We start from the raw sequence: 21,461 nt of genomic DNA, 5'->3' as shown, positions 1-21,461 counted from the left end.
CCCCGGGAACGAGGCCGGGGAACCGCCAGCGCGCCCTGACCACAAGTCATATGCTGCCTCCATGGCAGAGATGTCCGTTAACACCCACCCCGATGTAGCACCTCCTTACCTCTATATCCCCGTATGGCTGGATAATGAGGGGATGGTCCAAGTGTCGATTGCCGAAGGCACAGAGCACGAGAAGATACTTCTTGCCTACACTGCCCTCGACAGGCTCCTTGACGCCCTCGGCGATGAGCAACCTTGGGCTGTTATCGAAACTTCCCGACTCTCACTGGTTAAAGAAGAAACGGGATACACACACCTAGTTGTCGATCATTTCGTGAGCGACTTAGTAAGAAATATGAGTGCAAGTGAGCGCCGACCTTAAAGTAAGTACCAGCGACTATCTCAAGGATCTGAAGCAATCATACGAAATAGCAGCAGCTGGTCTCGAGAACCTCGCTCCAAAAATGCCTACCGAGGTAGACGGAGGGATTGGAACACTCATTATTGCCGAGATGTTGGGATCATTATCGGCAGACGCGAGCACTCTAACGCTGATGCTACGCGACACAAGAGACAATCTGTCAGAACTTATCTCTGCATTTGAACAAAACGAGGAAGAAGCTGCGGCAGCATTCGCCACCATCGCAGAACAGGCGCAGTCATGACGGACGAAGAAACAATCGACACTCGCATCTACGGTGATCCAGAGAGCATCCGCGCAGCAGCGGCGCAGATATATGAAATCTACGAGTGTATTGAGGGGCTTTCGAGTCAGTTCAAAAGCAAGCTACGTGTAAATTCTTATTCATGGTCGGGCGAAGCGGCATCTCGATATGATGACGCAACGGTCAACATGGGCTCAAAGGTCAGTCAGTTCGAGCAAAGAATCTACTCTGCCTACGAGGTTCTGCGCGCTTATGCTCAGCAACTCGATTATCACTACAGGGACATGGAGACAATTCGCGGAAAGGCAGAGTATGTAGGTCTTCGTATCGTCGATAAGTATGACATATTGCGCCCTGCACCCATTCCAGAACCAACAATTGACACATGTTATGCAAACCCGGAAGCTAATGAACAGCCGACAATTGGCGTTGCGATGGGAAGTGCGGACGGAAAATTTTCTCTTCTACGTCAACACGAGATCTTCAATGCGCTAGCTACTCGGGTTCAGGAGGTCCGGGATGATCTTGAACAATGGACACTCAACAACCTGCGTGCGGTGCAACAGGAATGCGCAGCGCTCGTTTTTGCTCGCGCAGTCGGGAGCGGTCTCCTTGAGTACACTCGAAGTCCTTGGCAATATCTTCCCGATGCGACAGTAACTGCATGGGATAGTGCAACAGCTTCTTACGCTTCTATGATCGACACTCTATCTTTGTCAGCACTTGCCGACCAATCTAGAGGCTCGAAACTCCTGTCAGCAGCAATTTCTGAGGCTGCACTTAAGAAGCTGAATTCCGCAAGTGACGATAGTTTAGGAAGCATGCGTGGAATAGGTTCGAAACTAGCTAAAGCCGCTACTGCCGTGGGTGTCGCAAGCTTAGGCTACGAAGTCGTCACATCCGATACGCCTGCACAAACGGCCGTTACCGGCACAGCGGGTCTTGTCGCTGGCACAGTCGCAGGAGGACTCGTAAGCGAAGCTGCAGCGGGGGCGCTTGCCGGAACAGCGATTAGCCCCGGAGTGGGAACAGTGATAGGAGGATTAGCAGGCGTGGGGGCCGCTCTCGGAGCTTCATTGCTAACAGAGCAGGGGTTGAATTCAATCTACGAAGAAGTTCCTCTTGAGTACCGGGAACGGGCCGAAGCCGTTGTTGCGCACCTCCCCTACTACATGTTTGGAGAATCGTGGTGACTGCGGCACGTCTGATCGACACGTCTGAAGTGGATGAGAATCAGAGTAGAGCGAGCAATTGGATCAAGGTTGCATGCGTGCTTGCTGCGTCCACTGGCATCGGTGTTTTCCTGAGCAGATACGTCTCAATGAGCATCACCATGTTGTTGACGTTCTACTCATTGCTCGGTACGCTCCTGGTGACCGGCCTCGGATTACATCGACTGTGGCTCGACCACAGGGGCCCAACGGTTCACATTGATGAGGGAGGGGTGGCAGTTTATCCCACCCTCACGGCCATTCGGCTCAGCTACGTGTTCATGATCGCCGTCGCGACATGGGGACCTGCGGCTATCGTCTTCTACGTGCTTCGACCCGACAGCGTAGGCGGCATCGTCCTCGGCATCTCGTTTTCTTTCTTGGGTTATGTTCTGCTCCGGCGAACGCCATATCGGCCGTCCAACATCCACCACTCACCCATCATCACCCTCACGCCCACCCACCTGGGAATTCATCCACTCCTGAGCGATGTCGCCACCACAATCCCGTGGGACAAGCAGCCGCGCATCGAGGGCATCAAGCAGGTGAAGACAACCTACGACAGCTACAACCTGCTACATGTATCCGCTCGCGACATCAAGGGTACGTTGCGCCTCGACACGATGGGGTTACCCCTACGATTCTGGCAGCTTAAGCGGATCATTAATCACTTCAACACCCACCCTGAAGACCGCGCGATCCTTGGGACCCCAGGGGGCATCGACCTCGTCGCCGAGATCATCACAGCGGGAGGCTCGGCATGATTGCTCTGCGCTTCGTAAGACGGCCGCTGGATCCCCACCAGGCGGACGTCATCAGACGGCGGGCATGGGGCGTGTCGGTCCTCCTGTACGCCCTCGGTATCGCCGCTACGATCCCCCTCATTGTTCTCGTGGCACAGGGAAACGCCCCACGCATGCTGGTCCACAGCCTCGCCATTGCGCTTATCGTTCTCATCTGCTTCGTTCCCACCGCCATCGCGTATGCCCGCTCCCCCATGCGTGAGCCACGGATTGTCTTCGCCAGGTACGACGACGAGCGCGTGGTCTGCGAGATCGAGCTCATCGCGGACACCACCGTCGCGCGCCTACGTTCCGCCGGATTCGCGTGGGGGATCAGCGGTATTGTCATTTCCCTCATTCCGCTTGCGTTCTCATCGAGTCCCAAACACGGATTTGCCCTATCCGTCGGCACAGTCTTTATGCTCGGCTCCTTGTTCCTCAAGCAACCAACCGTCTTTTTCCCTCAACCAGAGAAATTTAAACGCCAGAGGATCGCTCTTCACCCGGCCGGAGTCATCGTCGCGAACCCAACTCTTTCTCCCAGCCTTATCATGACAGACTGGGCTGCAGCGCCCTACATGGGGACGACCCGCGCGGGGGTCACCGATCTTCACTGGGAGGCAGACGGCGAGAAGGGCATCTCTCGCCTGCTTTTGACGGATCTGGGATTATCCTTTGTGGCTCTGGAGCGCATCATGCGCTACTTCGTTGCCAACGCCGACCAGCGCGACGTGCTCGCCACTAGGGACGGCGTCGCGGTCGTGCGAGCCATCCTGCGCGGCAGCGCTCCGCCCAGGTTCTAGGGGTGGGCCTCCGCGTCGGCGAGGAGGCGCGCGATGGCCAGGTCGAGGGGGCGCGTGACCTTCAGGGAGAGCTCATCTCCGGCAACGGTCTGAACGGAACCTCCGATGGCCTCGACGAGGCCGGCGTCGTCCGTGGCAGCAGCCGCCTCGTCCGCACCGAGGGAGGCGCCCGCCTCGTGCGCGCGAATGAGGACGTCCCAGCGGAAGCCCTGCGGAGTCTGCACGGCGACCATGTCGGAGCGGCGAGGCGTGCCGACGACCGCGCCAGAGGCGTCCACGGTCTTGAGAGTGTCGGTGACGGGAAGGACGGGGATGACGGCCCTCGCCCCGCCGCGCACAGCGCCGATGACGCGGCGCGTCACCTCGGGGGGCGTCAAAGGCCGGGCCGCGTCGTGCACGAGGACGATCGAGTCCGGCTCGCACTTCCCGAGCGCAGTCAGGCCGAGGGCCACGGATTCCTGACGCGAGCGATCGGAGCCGGCGACGACGGTGAGGTCGTCGATATCGGACAGGGCGCTGCGAAACTCCTCGATCGACGAGGCCGGGGCCGTCACGACGATCGCGCCCACTCCCCCGGCGCGTAGGCCTCGGGCCGCCCACCACACAAGGGGGCGACCCGACAATTCGACGAGGGCTTTGGGGCACTCGCAGCCGAGACGAGATCCGGACCCCGCGGCCGTGAGGACCGCGCGCACCTCACTGGGCAAGGGCATCGTCCTCGATCTCGATGCGCCCCTCGGCGAGAACGGAATCAAGCCGCTCGGCCGCCACGGCCTTCTCGATGTTGCGGGCGAGGGCGAGCTCGGAGGTCAGGATGGAGCGGGCCTTCGTCAGCATGCGCTTCTCGCCCGTGGACAGCTTCTTCAGATCATCGCGGCGAGTCAGGTCGCGCACGACTTCGGCGACCTTCACGATGTCACCCGTGGCAATCTTCTCCTGGTTCGCCTTGAAGCGGCGAGACCAGTTCGTGGGTTCCTCAACGTAGGGGGCGCGCAGGACGGAGAGGACCTCCTCGAGTCCGTCCTCGTCAACAATGTCGCGTACGCCGACCATGTCGACGTTCTCTGCGGGGACCTGAATCTCGAGGTCCCCCTGGTTGACACGCAGCTTCAGGTAGGTGCGCTCTTCACCGCGAATGGTGCGCGTCATGACCTCTTCAATCGTGGCAGCACCGTGGTGCGGGTAGACAACCGTCTGACCGATTTCGAACGACATGGAAGAACTCCTGGATGCTTGCGTGGACAGCACACCCATTCTACCAGCTGAGAGTCGTATAGCGCCCAGACAGTGTGAAAGCTCAACACTACACTCATCGCCATAGCGACACAAACGAACATCGGCGCGTGTCTCACCCGGCGTTCAGGCGCCCCGCTCCGGGGAAGAAGCGGCGGACCGGCGCGTCGGGAGTCGCGCCATGTCCGCACCGGTTCGACGGCGAAGCCCCAGCTTCGTCTCGACGGACGAGGCCGGGGCTTGCGCGTCGCTCACTTGCCCTGGTTGGCGACCGCGGCGATCTTGGCCTCGGCCTCGGGATCCAGGTAGGTGCCGCCCTTCTTGATGGGCTTGAGGGTTTCCTCGTCGAGCTCGTACACGAGCGGGATGCCGGTGGGGATGTTGACGCCGGCGATGTCCGCGTCGGAGATCTCATCCAGGTGCTTGACGATGGCGCGCAGGGAGTTGCCGTGCGCGGCAATCATGACGGTCTTACCGGTCTTGATGGCCGGAACGATCGTCGCATCCCAGTAGGGGAGCAGGCGCGCGATGACGTCCTTCAGGCACTCGCTCATGGGAACGGGTTCGCCGGCGTAGCGCGGATCGGCGTCCTGAGAGAACTCCGAACCCGCCTCGATGGCCGGCGGGGCAACGTCGAAGGAGCGGCGCCACAGCATGAACTGCTCCTCGCCGTATTCGTCGCGGATCTCCTTCTTGTTCTTGCCCTGCAGCGCACCGTAGTGGCGTTCGTTGAGGCGCCAGTTGCGCTCGACGGGGATCCAGTGACGATCAGCGGCATCGAGCGCCAGGTTGGCGGTCATGATGGCTCGACGCAGCATCGAGGTGAACAGGAGGTCGGGCTTCACTCCGGCTTCCTTGAGGAGCTCGCCACCGTGAGTAGCCTCCGCGCGGCCCTTGTCCGACAGCGGAACATCCACCCAACCGGTGAAGAGGTTCTTTGCATTCCATTCGCTCTCGCCGTGGCGGAGCAGCACCAGTTTGTAGCTCATGTCTCTATTGTTCCACAGGCGCGTCTCGACTCCCACACCCCATGTCGTTGATCACGCCACAGAATGGGCCGCGGTGCCGCAACCCCGCGGACGCGAAGGAGAATCGCGATCCATGCTTGATCCCCAGGTACATTCCCGGCGACTGCCCAACTGACCTCTTGAGTTTCACCTCGGAACGTTGAAATACCGGCATTTTCGACACTTACCGGATCATTGTCCATCTTGTATTTTTCCCGTACGGTAGGGGCATGAATACTGCGCGCTCCTCCCTGACTGTTCTCACGCTCGTCGCCGCGACCGCCCTTGCCCTGGGTGCCTGCGCGGCCTCGAATCCCCAGGATTCTGCTGCTTCGCCGAGCGCGGCTGCATCCACCCCCTCCCCCTCCGCCTCCATCGATACGGTTCCGACGGTGCCGGGGTATCGCCCCGGCGAGATTCCCCCGGTCCCCCTCTTCACCGTCCCCTCCATGGATGTGTTCGCCTCGAACGCGGACAAGGCCGTCATCCAGACCGCCTCCTCATCCCTCCAGTCCGTCCCGGGCATCACGGTCTCCCCCGCCAAGTGCGACGGCAACGTCCTCATCTCGGGCAACACGGTCTTCGGCGGCGACGGCTCAGCATCAACCACGACAGGAGACGGACTCGTCATCAACAACGGAGACGGCGCAGGCTCGATCGTCGAAGGCCCTATCACCATCATCTACGGCGGTGACGGCAGCGGGTCCTACGTCAACTCCGACACCCAGGTGTCCCTGTTTATCCTGCCGGACGGAGGCGGAACATACTCCGCCGGGCCGGTCAGCATCTTCATTGACAGCAGCGGCTACGGCAACTACTCCAACTCCGAGACCGACGAGAGTATCGTCAACAACGGCGATGGCTCGGGCAACTACGCGGTCGGGAAAACAACAATCTATAACAATAGAGATGGATCGGGCAGCTATAGCGATGGAACATTGTCGATCATCAACTATGGTGACGGTACGGCATTGGTGAACGGGGTGACGATCACGGACGCACCCAGGGTTGAGCCGCTCCCTGCGCTCGGGAAGTTCCCGCCGGTGGAGTCTTTGAAGCCGGTGGAGTCCTGCGGGACGCTCATCACCCTCGAAGACGGCATCCTGTTCGACTTCGGCAAGTCCGACATCCGACCCGACGCCGCCCAAACCCTCTCCACACTCACCACCGTCCTCAACGACGCCAAAGTCCCCTCCGCCCACATCTACGGACACACCGACTCCGTCTCCGACGAAGCCTTCAACCAAAAACTCTCCGAAGACCGAGCAAACGCCGTGTCCACACAGCTGAAGAAGGAAGGCGTCAGCGCAACCCTCGACGCAACCGGCTACGGCGAAACGAAGCCCGTAGCCCCCAACGAAAACCCCGACGGAAGCGACAACCCCGCCGGACGCGCCCTCAACCGGCGCGTCGAAATCTACATCCCCGCCTTCTAACCCACCCCGAGCATCGACATATAGCTGAGCGCTTGGCAGGAAATACTCACCCAACCACTCAGCTTAACCTCATCACCCCTGCCTCGTGCGGCACCAAGTAAGCGAAATACAGAGCTTCTACACATTTACTACACCACTATCCAGCCGTGTTGTTTTTCCCTAGACTGAAGGCATGAACACCGTGCGCTCCTCCCTGACAGTTCTCACGCTCCTCGCCGCGACCGCCCTTGCCCTGGGTGCCTGCACGGCCTCGAAACCCCACGATTCAGCGGCTTCGCCGAGCGCGGCAGCATCCACTCCCTCCCCGTCCGCCTCGACCGACACCGTGCCGACGGTGCCGGGCTATCGCCCCGGCGAGATCCCACCGGTCCCCCTCTTCACCGTCCCCTCCATTGACGTGTTCGCCTCGAACGCGGACAAGGCCGTCATCCAGACCGCCTCCTCCCTCCAGTCCGTCCCGGGCATCACAGTCTCCCCCGCCAAGTGCGACGGCAACCTCCTCATCTCAGGCAGCACGGTCTTCAGCGGCGACGGCTCAGCATCAACCACGACAGGAAACGGAGTCGTCGTCAACAACGGCGACGGCGGAGGGATTATCCGCGAAGGGACTGTCAGCATCAACTACGGCGGTGACGGCAGCGGAACCTACGTCGACTCCGATGCCTACATCTACCTCATCGTCAACTCGGATGGCACCGGTTCCTACAGATCCAGAACTCTTAGTATTTCCCTGAGCGACAACGGAGGCGGCTTCTATGACAACTCTGAGACCGATGAGAAGATTTACAACAAGGGTGACGGCTCGGGCAACTACAAGACACCGAGCGCATCAATCATCAACAACGGTGACGGGTCCGGCTTGTACATCAGCGATAACCTCAGAATAAACAACAATGGCGATGGGACGGCATTGGTGAACGGCGTGACGATCACGGACGCCCCCAAGGTCGAGAAGGTTCCCCCGCTCGGCAAGTTCCCGCCGGTGGAGTCTTTGAAGCCGGTGGAGTCCTGCGGGACGCTCATCACCCTCGAGGACGGGATCCTCTTCGACTTCGGCAAGTCCGACATCCGACCCGACGCCGCCCAAACCCTCTCCACACTCGCCACCGTCCTCAACGACGCCAAAGTCCCCTCCGCCCACATCTACGGACACACCGACTCCGTCTCCGACGAAGCCTTCAACCAAAAACTCTCCGAAGACCGAGCAAACGCCGTGTCCACACAGCTGAAGAAGGAAGGCGTCAGCGCAACCCTCGACGCCACCGGCTACGGCGAAACCAAACCCGTGGCCCCCAACGAAAACCCCGACGGAAGCGACAACCCCGCCGGACGCGCCCTCAACCGCCGCGTCGAAATCTACATCCCCGCCTTCTAGTACCCTGTGGCACGAAGCAACCCAATTCCGACCTACGAAACGGAGACAACATGTCCCTGAAGTCCCTCGTCCCGCTGGCCGCCGCCGTTGCGATCTCGTCCGCCGCCCTGAGCGGGTGCGTCATCAACTTGCCCTCCTCCAGTCCCTCGTCCACCGAGTCCTCCAGCCCCACAGCCGCCGCCTCGCCCGAGGCATCGGGTTCTTCGGCGAGTTCCGACCAGAAGACGGACAGTTCCACGCCCTTCACGATCAACGATTCCGGCACCAAGGTGCGCATTCCGGACGGAACCACGAAGGTGGTGATTAATGGATCCAACCTCGAGGTTGACGGCGACGACGTCACCGAGATCACCGTCAGTGGTTCCAACAACCACATCGATGTGGATTCTGTTCAGCACGTGAGCTTCACGGGTTCCAACAACGTCATCGAATACGACAACGGAAACGCTCCCCATGTCATGAGCGATTCCGGAACAAATAACACCGTCACGAAGAACTGACGAAAACTATCTGGGGGCCGCGCGATGCGCGGCCCCCAGATAGTGCAGCGATTGGGGCGCGCAGGAAACTGCGCGCCCCAATCCGTTGGGCTCCTCAGGCGTTGGCCTTGCGATAGGCCTCAACGATCGGGGCGGGGATGCGCCCGCGGTCCGAGACCTGATGCCCCTCGGCGAGAGCCCACGCACGAATCTTCGCGTTCTCGAGACGCTGCGTCGGGTTTCCTGCGTTGCCGCGGCGGCGAGTGGAACCGGTCTTGCGCCCGGCCTTGATGTAGGGCTGGATGGCCTCGGCGAATTCCTCAAAGTGCTCGCGGCTCAGATCGATCTCATACGAGGCGCCATTGAATGCGAATCGGACAGTCTGATCGGCGGGCGATCCATCGAAATCATCGACAACTTCCACAATCTTCGTCGTCTTCTTCATGTACTCACTCCTTCATGCGTTCCAAGAATTCCAGATCCCTATCAACATGGAATTCAATGAAATCAGATTAACGCAATTCGCCATATCTTTCTCATCATCCCATTCACGCGCCGAACGTGAGTTACGCTGCACTGATTTCTAGCTGTGGGTAATTGAAAGTTATACTCGTAGCCGCCCGCGAGGTCGTCATCGGCCTCGCCGGTGAGGAGCACGACACGAGGAGAAGCAGTGAGCCGAGCACACCACCCCCGCGCAGCAGCCTGGGAACTCTACTTCACGGCGACCGCGCGCCTCACCGAACGCATCGAAGCGGCACTCAAGGGGCAGGCCGGACTCTCCATGCCCGAATACTCCGTCCTGCTCATGACCGACCGCGCGGGAGGAGAGGGAATCCGCCCCTCCGTGCTGGCCCATCGGGTCGTCTTCTCACGTTCGCGCCTCACGCACACGATGAAGCGCCTCGAATCACGCGGACTCATCGAGCGCCGCCCCTGTCAGGGCGACGGGCGCGGCGGCCTCGTCTTCCTCACGCTCGACGGAAAGACTCTCTTCGACAAGGCTGCGCTCATCCAGCGCGCCGTCATCCGCCGCCTGTTCCTCGACGACATCACACCCGAAGAGGTGTCCATGCTCACCTCCCTTTTCTCCAGGGTCAGCGCGCGCCTTGACGAGGATTCACTGTGCTGAGCCACACCCGCCGCCTCGCTGCAGCCACCGTGGCCACCGGCATCATTGCCGGCCTCGTCGGCCTGGCGTGCATTCACCTGCTGCATTGGATCCAGGCGCTGGCCTGGAACATGCATTCGGGCACGCTCCTGCAGGCCGTGAGCGCCGCCTCCCCCGCTCGCCGCGTCGGAGTCCTCGCCCTGGCCGGAGTGATCGGCGCGCTGTCCTGGTTCTTCCTCTTCCGGCGCAATCAGACGATCACGTCGGTCGGCGCCGCGGTGGAGGGCACGCCGATGCCTCCTCTTCGGGCCGTGTGGCACGCCCTCACCCAGATCGTTATCGTCGGCCTCGGGGCCTCGGTCGGACGCGAGGTCGCCCCCCGAGAGATGGCCGCAGCGCTCGCAGCCGCGGCGGCCGATCGGCTCGGCCTGTGCGCGCAAGACCGCAGGATCATCGTCGCCTGCGGAGCAGGCGCGGGACTGGCGGCCGTCTACTCGATTCCGCTGTCGGGAGCCATCTACACCCTTGAGGTCCTCCTCGTCTCCCGATCCGCGCGCGCCGTCGCACCCGCCCTCGTCAGTTCTTCCATCGCAGTCCTCCTGTCGACGGGTTTCACCAGGCCCGCCTTCTTCTACTCGCTTCCCCCCCTCACCCCTTCCCTGTCTCTCACGGTGTTCGGGGCTCTCGTCGGTCCGCTCCTGGGGGCGGCCGGGTGGGTGTTTCGCCGGGTGGTCGCCTCCCTCGGTTCGGCTCGCCCGCGCGACTGGCGCCTCCTCGTCGCCATGCCGCTCTGCTTCACTCTCGTCGGCCTCGTCTCGACCCGGGTGCCCTCGGTGCTCGGAAACGGGCAGGCCAGCGCCCAAACCCAGTTCGACGCCGTCTGGGCCGCAGGAGCCGGCGTCGCCCTCGCCGCGCTTGTCCTCGTTGCCAAGACCGCCACAACCCTCGCGACGATTCGCTCCGGCGGCTGGGGCGGCGTCCTGACTCCCGCAGTTGCCTTGGGGGCGGGTCTCGGGGCCGTCATCGGACTGCCCTGGGCCGCCGCATGGCCGGGATCACAGGTTGCGGCCTTCGCGTTCCTGGGCGCGGCAGCCTTCCTCGGCGCATCCATGAAGGCCCCCTTCACCGGCCTCATCCTGGTCATCGAGTTCACCGGCGAGGGCGCCACGATCCTCGTGCCCGCGGTTCTCGCGGTCGGGGGCGCCACCGCAGCCGCCAGCTGGCTTGCCCGCAGGCACTCCCGGGGAAGTCTCACCGCGAGCTCAGCACCTGGATCCCCGCGGCTCACGGACGAATCCGTGCGGTGAGGAGGCCCGGCGGACCTGCGTCATTCGACCGATGCCGCTTCCCCCTCGTCACGATCATATCTGCGCGAGCGCCTGTTCCAGGTCCGCGATCAGGTCCCCTGCGTCCTCCAGGCCCACCGCCAGGCGCAGCAGCGTCCCGGGCACCCCGCCCACGCCGCCCGCACGCGTCGAGTGCGTCATGATCGCAGGATGCTCGATGAGGGACTCCGGAGCGCCCAGCGACGCCGCCAGCGCGAAGAGGCGCGTACGCGTCGACAGGCGGATGGCCGCCTCCTCGGTGGCCACCTGGAAGGAGAGGACCCCGCCCACGCCTCGCGGATTCTGGCGCTGGGCAATCCCGTGACCCGGGTCCGAGGCCAGGCCCGGGTAGTGCACGGAGGTGACCTTGGGGTGCTCGGCCAGGTACTCGGCGACCCTCTGCGTATTCTCGCAGTGTCGCTCGACCCGCAGAGCGAGCGTCTTCAGGCCCCGGTGCGCAAGGTAGGTATCCCGCGGGGAGGGCACGTGCCCGAGCGTCATCTGCAGCTTGACCGCCTCCGCGGCCGCATCCGCCTCGTCAAAGAAGGGGGTGACGTGGGCGGGGAGTGTCAGGTCATCGCGCAGCACGAAAGCCCCTCCCACGACGTCCGAGTGCCCGGCCACGTACTTCGTGGTCGAGTGCACCACGGCGTCCGCTCCCAGGTCGAGGGGACGCTGCAGAACGGGGGTCGCGAAGGTGTTATCGACCACCAGCAGGCCGCCCACCTCGTGAGTCAGCTCCGCGATGGCGGCGATGTCGGTCACCGTGAGAAACGGGTTCGACGGGGTTTCCACCCAGACGATCTGGGGGCGAGCCCTCCGAATCGCGCGCGCCGCCACGTCCACGTCGGTCAGATCCACCGACTCCGATGCGATGCCCTCGGCGGGTTTGATGACGCTGAGCAGTTTGTGCGTGCCCCCGTACACGTCGGTCGAGTGCACGACCTGATCCCCCGGTCTGGCCAGCAGGCGAATGAGCGTGTCTTCCGCGCTCATTCCGGACGGGAAAGCGAAGCCGTTCCGCGCGCCTTCCAGGGCCGCGATTGCCCCCGCGAAGGCGTTGGTCGTCGGGTTAGCGCAGCGGCCGTACTCGTAGCCGTCGCGCAGCTGCCCGGGCCGGTCTTGAACGTAGGTGGAGGCGACGTGGATCGGGGGGACGACGTCGCCGGTCACCGGATCCGGCGCACAGCCGATGTGAATGGCCAGCGTTGCAAGGTCGTGACAGTCGGGGGAGTCCATGCCTTCACGCTACGAGGCGTTCAGCCCCCGCGCCGGATCGGTTCGTCCGCCGGTCGATTGTGACAGCAAAGGGTCGGCGTGCACGCCCTAGATCCAACCCGCGAGCGCGATGCGCGCCTGTTCCTCCAGGGCGCTCACGGCCCCATCCGACGCGTTCGCCCACGGCACGTAGTGGTAGTCCCCGCCCCCCGCCTCGGTGAAGGTCTCGCGGTTGAGCTGGTCGATCTCCTCCAGCGTCTCCAGGCAGTCGGCCGTAAATCCTGGGCATATGACGTCGACGCGGGGGCAGTGCTCGCCACCGAGCCTCGCCATTTCCTCGATTGTCTGCGGTCCCAGCCACTCGGCGCGGCCGAAGACGCTCTGGAATGTCGCCGTGAGCGTCCCCATCGGCAGCCCGAGCCGAGCTTCGAGGGCCGCCACGGTTCGACGGCATTCGGCGCGGTAAGGGTCGCCCGCCTGATCCATCGCCACGGGAATCGAGTGGAAGGAGACGACCACGCGCTCTCCGGCCAGGAAGTTTGGGCGCCCCTCGCGCTCCCAGTGGGCCTCCAGCGCGACGGCGAGCGCGTCGATGTAGGCGGGCGAGGCTGGGAACGAGCGGTGCAGGCGCATCTCGAATCCGTCTCGGTTGCGTCCGATCCAGGCGCACACGGCGTCGTTGATCGACGCGACCGTCGTCGCCGAATAATGGGGGTAGGCGGGAAGCACGGCCACGCGGCGCACGCCCTGGGCGTGCAGGCGATCCAACGCGGCGCCGATCGAGAGCTGACCGTATCGCATGGCAACCTCCACCCGCACGCCGGGAAGCCGCTCGCCGAGGAGGCGCGCCTGCTCACGGGTGTAGTGCATGAGGGGCGAGCCCTGCTCCAGCCAGATGCTGCGGTACTTGCGGGACACCTCGCGGGGGCGCACCCGCAGGATGATTCCTTCGAGGATCGGCTTCCACAGGAACGGGTTCATCTCGATGACGCGCCGGTCGGACAGGAACTCGCGGAGGAAGGCACGCACCGGTCCGGGTTCGGGAGCGCTCGGGGTTCCGAGGTTAACCAGGACGAGGGCGACGGCGTCGTCGGGGCGGGAGGGCGCGGCTGCGGCGAGCGAGGCCTCGGCGACCTCGGGGTCCTGGGAGTTCATCACGCCTCCAGCGTAGTGATCGCGGTCCCGCGTGTCGCTGACGGGGTGTCACCTCCGCCCACGGGTGGAGCTCGGGTGAGCGCGTGGACGAGCGCGGGGGCGGGGCACGCCGGACCTCCCGGTTTGGCCCACGGGAGCCGAACCTTCAACGGGACCGGGGTGTCCCGCCTCCTAGGCGGGACACCCCGGTGCTGTGGCGAGCCGGGCAGGCTCACACCCCGGCCGTGAAGGGTAGGCTCAGGCCTGGCCGTTTTGCGAACGGATGAACCATGCCCGCTGCTCAAGGCGACGAATGTAGTCGTTGAGGATATCCGCAGAAGCCGAATCCTCGGCGTCGACCTTCTCGTGGACGTCGCGCATGGTGGCGACGGTGGCGTTGATCGCGGCGATGGCGAGCTCCTCGGCATCGTCCGTCTTGATGATCGTCTCGGGCACCGTGGGCAGGGTGTTGCGCTGCGCCACGACCTCGGGCAGGCCGTTGGGGACGGCCTGCATGGCGCGCATGCGCTCGGCGACCTCGTCGGAGGCCTCGCGCGCGATGTTAACGACATCGTCGAGGAAGAGGTGCAGCGAACGGAATCCGTCGCCCGTGATGTTCCAGTGCAGCTGCTTGCCCACGAGGGACAGCGCCGTCACGTCGGTGAGGACCTTCTGCAGGTTGCCTGCGAGGACGTCGGAAGCTTTGAAACCAGTGGACTCAACGGTCATGTTGATTCTCCTTCGCTCGTGTTGTTACGTGGCGGACCTACCCTCGCGGGACCGCCTCTTGGTCACATCCATCTTGGTCCTTTGGTCCCGCATTTTCTAGTCCTAACTCGCCGTTCGTTGCCTGTTTCACGGCGCGGCCACTTCCGGGAATAAAACGCCGAAAGCGCGCGTTATACCGCCGTTGGCTCGCACGCGACAGGTGGATAGGAGCGCCTTACCAATCTTGGTCGAGGCCGCGGTTACCTCACGGTCCCGTCCGCCCCGGCGAGCCACGGCTTGCCCGCAACTCGGCTGCGCCTCGACACCCGCATCCAGACATGCGCGGGGGAGAAGACACGAGCGCCCACCCCGAGCGGGGTGGGCGCATCCGAGCCGCCTGTGGGAATCGAACCCACGACCTATTCATTACGAGTGAATCGCTCTGCCGACTGAGCTAAGGCGGCCGCGCCTGCCGTTCCACCGTCTCCGGGGCGCGCAGGCAACGGCACAACTGTACTGGAATGTGTGCCGCGAGCGCAAACCAGGACACCCCCCTGAGGGATGTCGTGGGTCACGCACCTACTGGCACATGAGCCCGTCGGAGGGGACGGTGCCCTTGACCAGGTAGTCTTCGACGGCCCGCACGACGCACGGGTTCGCGCCGCGCCTGTATGCCGTGTGATTCCAGCCTTCGACCGACACGAGGACGCCGCTGGCCAGCTGACCGGAGAGCCCCTGAGCCATCGAGTACGGGGTGGCCGGGTCGTGGGTCGTCCCGATGACGACGATGGGCGCCGCCCCCTGCGCGGTGATGCGCGAGCGCGGGGCGTGGCGCGTGGGCCACGCTTCGAGGGCCGCCGACGGGTAGCCCACGTACTTGCCGAGGATCCGCAGGTCCTTCTTGAGGGAGTCCACCTCGGCGGCCCACTGCTCGCTGGTTCCCTCGGGCGCATAGTCGAGGTTGTTGATCGCATTGATCGCGTCGGAGGAGTTGTCCTCGTAGGTGCCGTCTTCGTTGCGCGAATTGAGCGTGTCGGCGATGGCGAGCATGGCGCTGCCGTCCCCGCTGCGCCACGCGGAGGCAAAGGCCTGGGTGAGCTGGGGCCACCACTGCGTGTTGTACATGGCTCCGGTCATGGCGGTCACGGCCAGGTTCTCCGTCAGGGGGCGATCCGGGTTCGACGTGCGCAGCGGCTTGTCCTGCAGAGAGTCCAGGAAGGAACGGACCGTTTCGATCCCCTCGTCGCGGCTGCGTCCCATCGGGCACGAGGCCTGGGTGGCGCAGTCGCTGATCCACTGTTGGAGGGAAGCGTCCAGGCCGCGCATCTGCAGGGCCGCGACCTCGTTGACGCTGAGGGAGGGATCGAGGGCACCATCGAGGACGAAGCGGCCGACCCGCTCGGGGAAGAGCCCGGCGTAGGTGGCCCCCAGGAAAGTGCCGTAGGAGTATCCGAGAAGGTTGAGGGTGTCCTGACCGAGGACGGCACGCACCATGTCGAAGTCGCGCGCCGCGCTGACGGTGTCGATGTGTTCGAAGAGGCTACCGGAACGCTCCTTGCACCCGGCGGCGAGGGTGCGCGAGTCCTCCTGGGCCGCTTCGATGGCCGACTGGGGGGACTCATCCCCGGTGTCGTTCGCGCCGTCCTCGCCCGCGTTTCGCTTGTCCTTCTCCTCGTCGCTCAGGCAAAAGACGGGGGTGGAGTCGCCCACCCCGCGCGGGTCGAGGGCGATGATGTCGTAGGCGTTGACGACGGACTCACCCAGTCCCTGGCTCGCGTAGTAGGGAAGAGCGGAGACGACCGCCCCGCCGGGTCCGCCCGGGTTGATAAACAGGGCGGGGGCGTTCTTGGAGCCGGAGCGGTGGACGGCGAGGGCCAACGAGATCTGGTTACCGTCGGGCTGCGCCCAGTCGAGGGGCACCTTCAGGAAGGCGCACTGGTACTCGCTGGCGTCGGAGGAGTCCACCCCCTGGAAGGAGCCGAAGGTGCCGGATGCGCACGCGCCCCACGTGATGGTCTGCTCATAGTACGCCTGAGTCGATCCGGATTGCACCGGGATCGGAGGCGCCGACGACGTGGCCGTCGCTGCCGGAACGGGTCCCCTGTGCTGAGTCCCGTAGTAGCCGAGGACTGTCAGGACGATCGCGACGACGGCGAGGATCGCGACGGCGACGGCCGCGATGGAGCGTGTCTTCATGGCCCCGATTGTAACGGAGATTGCGGGGGTTAGTTTTACGCCTGGGGCCGCAGGGAGATCGCCATGTCCTCCAGGACGAGGAGTGTGTTTCCATTCGACTTCAGCCGCCGCCGCGCCGTCTCGATGTGGTCGACGCGGCTCAGCGTCTGGCGGGGAGTCGACTCGGCCGCGATCGAACGGACCAGGTCGGCCAGGTCCGTGTTGATGAGTTCTCCGTCTCCGCCCACCTGCGTCATGAGGACGTCGCGGTAGATGGCGAGCAGGTCGATGAGGGCGCGGTCGATCGCGTCCGTGAGCGCGCGCTTGGAGCGGCGCTTCTGATCCTCCTCGAGCTGGCGGATGAGGGTGCGCGAGGCCTTGGTGGCGCGTTCGTCTTCCTCCATCCCGAGCTGGCGCAGCAGCTCCGCTTTCTCGCGCGCGTTGCGTTCGCTGACCTGCGCGTCGGCCTGAGCCTTGGCGGTCTCCAGGAGCCGTTCGGCGGCGAGCACCGCCTCTCCGACGCTTCGCACCGAGGCGGGAGCGGTGACGATGGCGCGCCTGCGCGCCCGCATCTCGGGGTCGGCGGCCAGCGCTCGGGCGAGGCCGATGTGGGATTGGGCGGCTCGCGCGGCCTCGAGGGCAACCTCGGGGGTGGCCACGCCCTCGCGCACGAGGAGGTCCGCGACCGCGTTGGCGGTGGGGATGCGCAGGCCGAGGTGGCGGCACCTCGACCGGATCGTGGCGATCATATCCTCCGGGCTGGGGGCGCACAGGAGCCAGACCGTGTGCTCGGGGGGTTCTTCAATGGCCTTGAGCAGGGCGTTCGCCCCCGCTTCACCCAGGCGATCCGCGTCCTCGACGACGATCACGCGCCACAGCCCCTGGGAGGGGGACGACTGGGCCTGGAGGACCAGGGAACGCGCGGTCTCAACGTTGATGATCGAGGTCTCCGTCGCGACGAAGAGAACGTCCGCATTGGTGCGCCCCGTGGTCGTGCGGCACCCCGGGCACGTTCCGCAGCCGACCTCCTCGCCGGTGCACTGCAGGGCCGCCGCGAAGGCCCGCGCGGCCACGGATCGTCCGGATCCCGGGGGGCCGGTGATGAGCCACGCGTGGCTCATCGAGCGAGCGTCTTCCAAGGCGGCCGAACCCGCCCTGGAAGCCACGATCGCGCGCGCGCTGGCCGCGGCCTCGCTGAGCTTAGCGACCGCATCATCCTGTCCGACCAGGGAGGACCAGACGCTCATCATTCATCCCACAGGGCACCCTGGGATTCCCCGAGGGCGCCGACCATGGTCGCGGGCTTGCGGGAGGAGGGAGTCTCGCGGCCTCCCGTGCGCGGGGAGCGGCCGGCGTCGGGTGCCGGCTCCCCCGCGCCCCTCGCGGCTTCCGCGGATACGTCCGCGGCCTCGTCAATGGTGGCCACCCCACCTTCGAAGCGTTCGACGAGGACCCCGCGGATCTCGGAGAACACCTCCTCGACGGTGCCCACCGCGTCGATGACGACGATGCGATCCGGCTCCGCGTCGGCCAGGCGCAGGTACTCGTGGCGGACGCGCTCGTGGAAGTCCATGGACTCGCGCTCCATGCGGTCCGGGGCGTCGGTGCGACGGCGCGCACCAACTTCCGGAGGAAGGTCCAGGAGGAACGTGAGCGAGGGGTAGAGGCCGCGGGTCGCCCACGCGGACAGGGACGAGATCTCGTCGACGCCCAGGGAGCGGGCCGCCCCCTGGTAGGCCAGGGACGAGTCGATGTAGCGGTCCCCCAGCACGACCGCGCCGCGCTCGAGGGCGGGGGCCACGACCGTGGTCACGTGGTAGGCGCGGTCCGCCGCATACAGGAGCGCCTCGGTGCGCGCATCCACGTCCTCGGGCCCGTTTTGCACCAGGCGACGGATCTCCGCCCCCAGCTCGGTGCCGCCCGGCTCGCGGGTGACAACGACCTCGCGGCCGCGACTCGCGAACCAGTCGCGCACCGCCAGGATCTGCGTCGACTTGCCGGAGCCGTCGCCGCCCTCGAAAGTGATGAACACTCCTCGCGCTGCCATCGTCATTCCTTCGTCGCCGCCTGTTTCTTGGCGCGCGTCTTCTTCGCGGCGGGTTTCTTCGCCGCCGTTTTCTTCTTCGTCGTCGTCTTCTTTGCCGCCGTCTTGCGCGCGCGCTTGGGGGCGGGCCCCTTGGCGCGCTTGTCGGCCAGGAGCTCGTAGGCGCGTTCGGCGGTGAGGTCCTCGACCGTCTCGGCGCGCGGAACCGTCACATTGGTCTCGCCGTCGGTCACGTAGGGGCCGAAGCGCCCGTCCTTGACGGTGACCTTCTTGCCGGAGATCGGGTCCTCGCCGAACTCGCGCAGCGGCGGGCGGGCAGTGCCGCGCCCGCGGGTCTTGGGCTGAGCGTAGATTGCCAGGGCCTCGTCCAGGGTGATGGTGAGCAGCTGGTCCTCGCTGGCCAGGGTGCGCGAGTCCGTCCCCTTCTTCAGGTAGGGGCCGTAGCGGCCATTTTGCGCGGTGATCGCCTCACCCGTGGCCGGGTCGACCCCCACCTCGCGCGGCAGGGAGAGCAGCTGGAGCGCCTCGGCAAGGGTCACGGTGGAAATGTCCATCGTCTTGAACAGGGACGCGGTCCTGGGCTTGACCGCGCCCTTCTTGGCCTTCGCGCCGGCATCCCCCTCGGGCTCGGGAAGGACCTCGGTGACGTAGGGACCGTAGCGCCCGTCCTTCACGATGATCGTGTGGCCGGTGCCGGGGTCGACGCCCAGCTCGCGCCCGTCGTCGGCGGCCCGGCTAAAGAGCTGGTCGATGAGCTCGTCGGTCAGCTCGTCCGGAGCCACCTCCGGCGGAACGTTCGCGTGCGTGCCGTCGGCCTTTTCCATGTAGGGGCCGTAGCGGCCCACGCGCAGGGTCACCCCGCGCCCCAGGTCGATGGAGTTGACGGCGCGCGCGTCGATGTCGTCTCCCAGGGAGGCCACGTCGTGTCGCAGGCCTCCCGTCTCGCCCGAACCGTCGGGGCCAAAGAAGAAGCCGGAGAGGAACTCCGTTCCGTTCTCTTCCCCCGCCGCGATGCGGTCCAGGTCGCCCTCCATGGAGGCCGTGAAGTCGTAGTCCACGAGGTTCGCGAGGTTCTCTTCGAGCAGGCGCGTCACCGAGAATGCCAGCCACGTGGGGACCAGGTACTGGCCGCGGTGCGTGACGTATCCGCGGTCGCCGATCGTCTGGATCGTGGCCGCGTACGTGGAGGGGCGTCCGATGCCGAGCTCCTCCATGGTCTTGACCAGCGTGGCCTCCGTGTAGCGCCCCGGGGGCTGCGTCTCGTGCCCGGCGGGGGTCGCCTGGGTCAGGGAGGCGGCGTCGCCCTCGGCCACGTCGGGCAGGGTCTTCTCCGCGTCGCTCTTCTCCGCCTCGTATCGGCCCTGGTCGCGCCCCTCCTCGTAGGCCAGGCGGAACCCGGGGGCGGTGATGACGGTGCCCGAGGCCGACGAGAGGACATCGCGGCGCTTGCCGTCAACGTCGATGCCCGTCAGCACGCGGATCGTCGCCGTGTATCCGCGCGCGTCGGCCATCTGGGAGGCAACGGTGCGCTTCCAGATCAGGTCGTACAGGGCCAGCTGCTGCTTGGACAGGGACGAGGCCACCTCGCCCGGCGTGCGGAAGTGGTCCCCGGCGGGTCGGATCGCCTCGTGGGCCTCCTGCGCGCCCTTCGACGCGGTTCCGTAGGTGCGCGGAGCCTCGGCCACGGCCTCGGCCCCGTAGAGCTGGGTGGCCTGCTCGCGGGCCGCGTGGATGGCCTGCCCCGACAGCGCCGTGGAGTCGGTACGCATGTACGTGATGTAGCCGGACTCGTAGAGGGACTGGGCGGTGCGCATGGTCGAGGATGCATTCCAGTGCAGCTTGCGCGAAGCCTCCTGCTGCAGGGTCGAGGTCGTGAAGGGGGCGGCCGGGCGGCGCCGATAGGGCTTGCGGGTCACGGAGTCGACGACCGAGGCCGGGGCGTCAGTGAGCGCGCGGGCGTAGGAGCGGGCCGTGGCCTCGTCGAGGTGGAGAACGCCGGCCTTGAGAGCCTTCGCACTCAGCTCGCCCTTCTCGGAAAAGTCCGAGCCCGTCGCGATCGCCGCCCCGTCGACGGAGGTCACGCGGGCGCTGAAGGCCTGACCGGCGCAGGTGAAGGCCGTGTCGATCGACCAGTATTCGGCGCTCACGTGGGCTATGCGGTCCCGTTCCCTGGCGACCACGAGGCGCGTGGCCACCGACTGGACGCGACCCGCCGACAGGGACGGGCGAATCTTGCGCCACAGCAGGGGGGAGACCTCGTAGCCGTAGAGGCGGTCGAGGATGCGGCGCGTCTCTTGGGCGTCCACCAGCGCCGTGTCCAGGTCGCGCGTGTTGTCCAGTGCCCGCTGGATCGCTTCCTTCGTGATCTCGTGGAAGACCATGCGTCGCACGGGCACCTTCGGCTTGAGGACCTGCAGGAGGTGCCACGCGATGGCCTCTCCCTCGCGATCCTCATCGGTTGCCAGGAAGAGTTCGTCGGACTCCTTGAGGAGCTTCTTGAGTTCGGTGACCTTCTTCTTCTTGTCGGGGTTCACCACGTAGTAGGGCGTGAAGCCGTCATCGACGTTGACGGCGAAGCGTCCGAAGGGCCCCTTCTTCATGTCCTTGGGTAGCTCGGAGGGCTGGGGCAGGTCGCGGATGTGACCGATCGAGGCGGTCACATGGTAGTCGGGGCCCAGGTATCCCTCGATGGTGGCAGCCTTCGCAGGAGACTCCACGATCACGAGCTTCGTCGCTGACATTGCCGTCCCTTCCCGTTCTTCCCCAG

The 21,461-nt window shown here is 65.1% G+C and carries 21 protein-coding genes and 1 tRNA gene; 10 read left to right on the top strand and 12 right to left on the bottom strand.

From position 1 onward, the window contains the following. Positions 1-61: 61 nt before the first annotated feature. The 5 genes from NQK35_RS09645 to NQK35_RS09625 are packed head-to-tail and all read left to right on the top strand — an operon-like array spanning position 62 to position 3,449. Positions 62-370, top strand: a complete 309-nt coding sequence (locus tag NQK35_RS09645) for an SAV_915 family protein (protein WP_257114043.1) — start codon at positions 62-64, stop codon at positions 368-370. Beyond that, positions 354-653, top strand: a complete 300-nt coding sequence (locus NQK35_RS09640; protein ID WP_257114042.1) for a hypothetical protein — start codon at positions 354-356, stop codon at positions 651-653. The genes NQK35_RS09645 and NQK35_RS09640 overlap by 17 nt, the downstream gene beginning before the upstream one ends. After that, positions 650-1,846, top strand: a complete 1,197-nt coding sequence (locus NQK35_RS09635) for a WXG100 family type VII secretion target (RefSeq protein WP_257114041.1) — start codon at positions 650-652, stop codon at positions 1,844-1,846. Before NQK35_RS09640 ends, NQK35_RS09635 begins: the two co-directional genes overlap by 4 nt. After that, on the top strand, positions 1,843-2,628 hold the full coding sequence (locus NQK35_RS09630; RefSeq protein WP_257114040.1) for a hypothetical protein: 786 nt from the start codon (positions 1,843-1,845) through the stop codon (positions 2,626-2,628). Before NQK35_RS09635 ends, NQK35_RS09630 begins: the two co-directional genes overlap by 4 nt. Beyond that, positions 2,625-3,449 (top strand): hypothetical protein, encoded by an 825-nt coding sequence (locus NQK35_RS09625; protein ID WP_009212581.1) that lies wholly within the window; start codon positions 2,625-2,627, stop codon positions 3,447-3,449. Before NQK35_RS09630 ends, NQK35_RS09625 begins: the two co-directional genes overlap by 4 nt. On the opposite strand, the gene ispD is transcribed toward NQK35_RS09625, so the two are convergent. The 3 genes from ispD to NQK35_RS09610 form a co-directional block, all read right to left on the bottom strand. After that, complete coding sequence (ispD, locus tag NQK35_RS09620; RefSeq protein ID WP_257114039.1) at positions 3,446-4,162, bottom strand: 2-C-methyl-D-erythritol 4-phosphate cytidylyltransferase; 717 nt, start codon at positions 4,160-4,162, stop codon at positions 3,446-3,448. The two genes, NQK35_RS09625 and ispD, sit on opposite strands and share 4 nt — an antisense overlap. Then, positions 4,146-4,664 carry a CarD family transcriptional regulator gene (locus tag NQK35_RS09615; protein WP_257114038.1) on the bottom strand — a complete coding sequence of 173 codons (519 nt, stop codon included), beginning with the start codon at positions 4,662-4,664 and terminating at the stop codon, positions 4,146-4,148. The genes ispD and NQK35_RS09615 overlap by 17 nt, the downstream gene beginning before the upstream one ends. Positions 4,665-4,933: 269 nt before the next feature. Beyond that, positions 4,934-5,671 carry a phosphoglyceromutase gene (locus tag NQK35_RS09610; protein ID WP_034231207.1) on the bottom strand — a complete coding sequence of 246 codons (738 nt, stop codon included), beginning with the start codon at positions 5,669-5,671 and terminating at the stop codon, positions 4,934-4,936. Positions 5,672-5,919: 248 nt separating this feature from the next. Between NQK35_RS09610 and NQK35_RS09605 the strand changes: the two genes are divergently transcribed. The 3 genes from NQK35_RS09605 to NQK35_RS09595 all read left to right on the top strand — a co-directional run bounded on the left by NQK35_RS09605 (position 5,920) and on the right by NQK35_RS09595 (position 9,000). Then, a complete protein-coding gene (locus tag NQK35_RS09605) occupies positions 5,920-7,125 on the top strand; it encodes an OmpA family protein (RefSeq protein WP_257114037.1) in 1,206 nt (401 codons plus the stop codon). A gap of 172 nt (positions 7,126-7,297) precedes the next feature. Next, entirely contained in the window at positions 7,298-8,500 is a 1,203-nt protein-coding gene (locus NQK35_RS09600) for an OmpA family protein (RefSeq protein WP_257114036.1), read from the top strand. Positions 8,501-8,550: 50 nt separating this feature from the next. After that, entirely contained in the window at positions 8,551-9,000 is a 450-nt protein-coding gene (locus NQK35_RS09595; protein WP_257114035.1) for a DUF3060 domain-containing protein, read from the top strand. Positions 9,001-9,094: 94 nt separating this feature from the next. Here the strand turns inward: NQK35_RS09595 and NQK35_RS09590 are convergent, their stop codons facing one another. After that, complete coding sequence (locus NQK35_RS09590) at positions 9,095-9,424, bottom strand: histone-like nucleoid-structuring protein Lsr2 (RefSeq protein ID WP_009212587.1); 330 nt, start codon at positions 9,422-9,424, stop codon at positions 9,095-9,097. 228 nt (positions 9,425-9,652) lie between these two features. On the opposite strand from NQK35_RS09590, the gene NQK35_RS09585 reads away from it, so the two are divergent. After that, positions 9,653-10,111 (top strand): MarR family winged helix-turn-helix transcriptional regulator, encoded by a 459-nt coding sequence (locus NQK35_RS09585; protein ID WP_257114034.1) that lies wholly within the window; start codon positions 9,653-9,655, stop codon positions 10,109-10,111. Then, entirely contained in the window at positions 10,105-11,397 is a 1,293-nt protein-coding gene (locus tag NQK35_RS09580) for a chloride channel protein (RefSeq protein WP_257114033.1), read from the top strand. Before NQK35_RS09585 ends, NQK35_RS09580 begins: the two co-directional genes overlap by 7 nt. Before the next feature lie 54 nt (positions 11,398-11,451). Here the strand turns inward: NQK35_RS09580 and NQK35_RS09575 are convergent, their stop codons facing one another. From NQK35_RS09575 to topA, 8 genes are all read right to left on the bottom strand, one after another. After that, complete coding sequence (locus NQK35_RS09575) at positions 11,452-12,654, bottom strand: aminotransferase class I/II-fold pyridoxal phosphate-dependent enzyme (protein WP_257114032.1); 1,203 nt, start codon at positions 12,652-12,654, stop codon at positions 11,452-11,454. Between the two features lie 87 nt (positions 12,655-12,741). Continuing rightward, positions 12,742-13,791, bottom strand: coding sequence for a ferrochelatase (gene hemH, locus NQK35_RS09570; RefSeq protein ID WP_373567042.1), 1,050 nt, complete (start codon positions 13,789-13,791; stop codon positions 12,742-12,744). 234 nt (positions 13,792-14,025) lie between these two features. Beyond that, positions 14,026-14,496 carry a Dps family protein gene (locus NQK35_RS09565; RefSeq protein WP_257114031.1) on the bottom strand — a complete coding sequence of 157 codons (471 nt, stop codon included), beginning with the start codon at positions 14,494-14,496 and terminating at the stop codon, positions 14,026-14,028. Positions 14,497-14,866: 370 nt separating this feature from the next. Next, positions 14,867-14,939 (bottom strand) — tRNA-Thr (locus NQK35_RS09560). 115 nt (positions 14,940-15,054) lie between these two features. Continuing rightward, positions 15,055-16,671 (bottom strand): alpha/beta hydrolase, encoded by a 1,617-nt coding sequence (locus NQK35_RS09555; protein WP_257114030.1) that lies wholly within the window; start codon positions 16,669-16,671, stop codon positions 15,055-15,057. Positions 16,672-16,706: 35 nt separating this feature from the next. Continuing rightward, the gene (locus NQK35_RS09550) at positions 16,707-17,900 is read right to left on the bottom strand and encodes a DNA polymerase III subunit delta' (RefSeq protein WP_009212594.1); all 1,194 of its coding nucleotides are present in this window, start codon (positions 17,898-17,900) and stop codon (positions 16,707-16,709) included. Beyond that, entirely contained in the window at positions 17,897-18,697 is an 801-nt protein-coding gene (gene tmk / locus NQK35_RS09545) for a dTMP kinase (RefSeq protein ID WP_257114029.1), read from the bottom strand. The genes NQK35_RS09550 and tmk overlap by 4 nt, the downstream gene beginning before the upstream one ends. 2 nt (positions 18,698-18,699) lie before the next feature. Next, entirely contained in the window at positions 18,700-21,435 is a 2,736-nt protein-coding gene (topA, locus tag NQK35_RS09540; RefSeq protein WP_257114028.1) for a type I DNA topoisomerase, read from the bottom strand. Positions 21,436-21,461 lie beyond the last annotated feature (26 nt).

This window comes from Schaalia odontolytica, assembly GCF_024584435.1.
Taxonomy (GTDB): Bacteria; Actinomycetota; Actinomycetes; order Actinomycetales; family Actinomycetaceae; genus Pauljensenia.
The sequence above is the reverse complement of the archived record's forward strand: the minus strand, read 5'-3'. Positions and strand labels throughout refer to the sequence as shown.

Bases quoted from the DNA above. Each gene is read 5' to 3' on its own strand.
- NQK35_RS09645 (WP_257114043.1), top strand. From the start codon at position 62: ATGGCAGAGATGTCCGTTAACACCCACCCCGATGTAGCACCTCCTTAC.
- NQK35_RS09635 (WP_257114041.1), top strand. From the start codon at position 650: ATGACGGACGAAGAAACAATCGACACTCGCATCTACGGTGATCCAGAG.
- NQK35_RS09625 (WP_009212581.1), top strand. From the start codon at position 2,625: ATGATTGCTCTGCGCTTCGTAAGACGGCCGCTGGATCCCCACCAGGCG.
- ispD (WP_257114039.1), bottom strand. From the start codon at position 4,162: ATGCCCTTGCCCAGTGAGGTGCGCGCGGTCCTCACGGCCGCGGGGTCC.
- NQK35_RS09615 (WP_257114038.1), bottom strand. From the start codon at position 4,664: ATGTCGTTCGAAATCGGTCAGACGGTTGTCTACCCGCACCACGGTGCT.
- NQK35_RS09610 (WP_034231207.1), bottom strand. From the start codon at position 5,671: ATGAGCTACAAACTGGTGCTGCTCCGCCACGGCGAGAGCGAATGGAAT.
- NQK35_RS09605 (WP_257114037.1), top strand. From the start codon at position 5,920: ATGAATACTGCGCGCTCCTCCCTGACTGTTCTCACGCTCGTCGCCGCG.
- NQK35_RS09600 (WP_257114036.1), top strand. From the start codon at position 7,298: ATGAACACCGTGCGCTCCTCCCTGACAGTTCTCACGCTCCTCGCCGCG.
- NQK35_RS09595 (WP_257114035.1), top strand. From the start codon at position 8,551: ATGTCCCTGAAGTCCCTCGTCCCGCTGGCCGCCGCCGTTGCGATCTCG.
- NQK35_RS09590 (WP_009212587.1), bottom strand. From the start codon at position 9,424: ATGAAGAAGACGACGAAGATTGTGGAAGTTGTCGATGATTTCGATGGA.
- NQK35_RS09575 (WP_257114032.1), bottom strand. From the start codon at position 12,654: ATGGACTCCCCCGACTGTCACGACCTTGCAACGCTGGCCATTCACATC.
- NQK35_RS09565 (WP_257114031.1), bottom strand. From the start codon at position 14,496: ATGACCGTTGAGTCCACTGGTTTCAAAGCTTCCGACGTCCTCGCAGGC.
- NQK35_RS09555 (WP_257114030.1), bottom strand. From the start codon at position 16,671: ATGAAGACACGCTCCATCGCGGCCGTCGCCGTCGCGATCCTCGCCGTC.
- NQK35_RS09550 (WP_009212594.1), bottom strand. From the start codon at position 17,900: ATGATGAGCGTCTGGTCCTCCCTGGTCGGACAGGATGATGCGGTCGCT.
- tmk (WP_257114029.1), bottom strand. From the start codon at position 18,697: ATGGCAGCGCGAGGAGTGTTCATCACTTTCGAGGGCGGCGACGGCTCC.
- topA (WP_257114028.1), bottom strand. From the start codon at position 21,435: ATGTCAGCGACGAAGCTCGTGATCGTGGAGTCTCCTGCGAAGGCTGCC.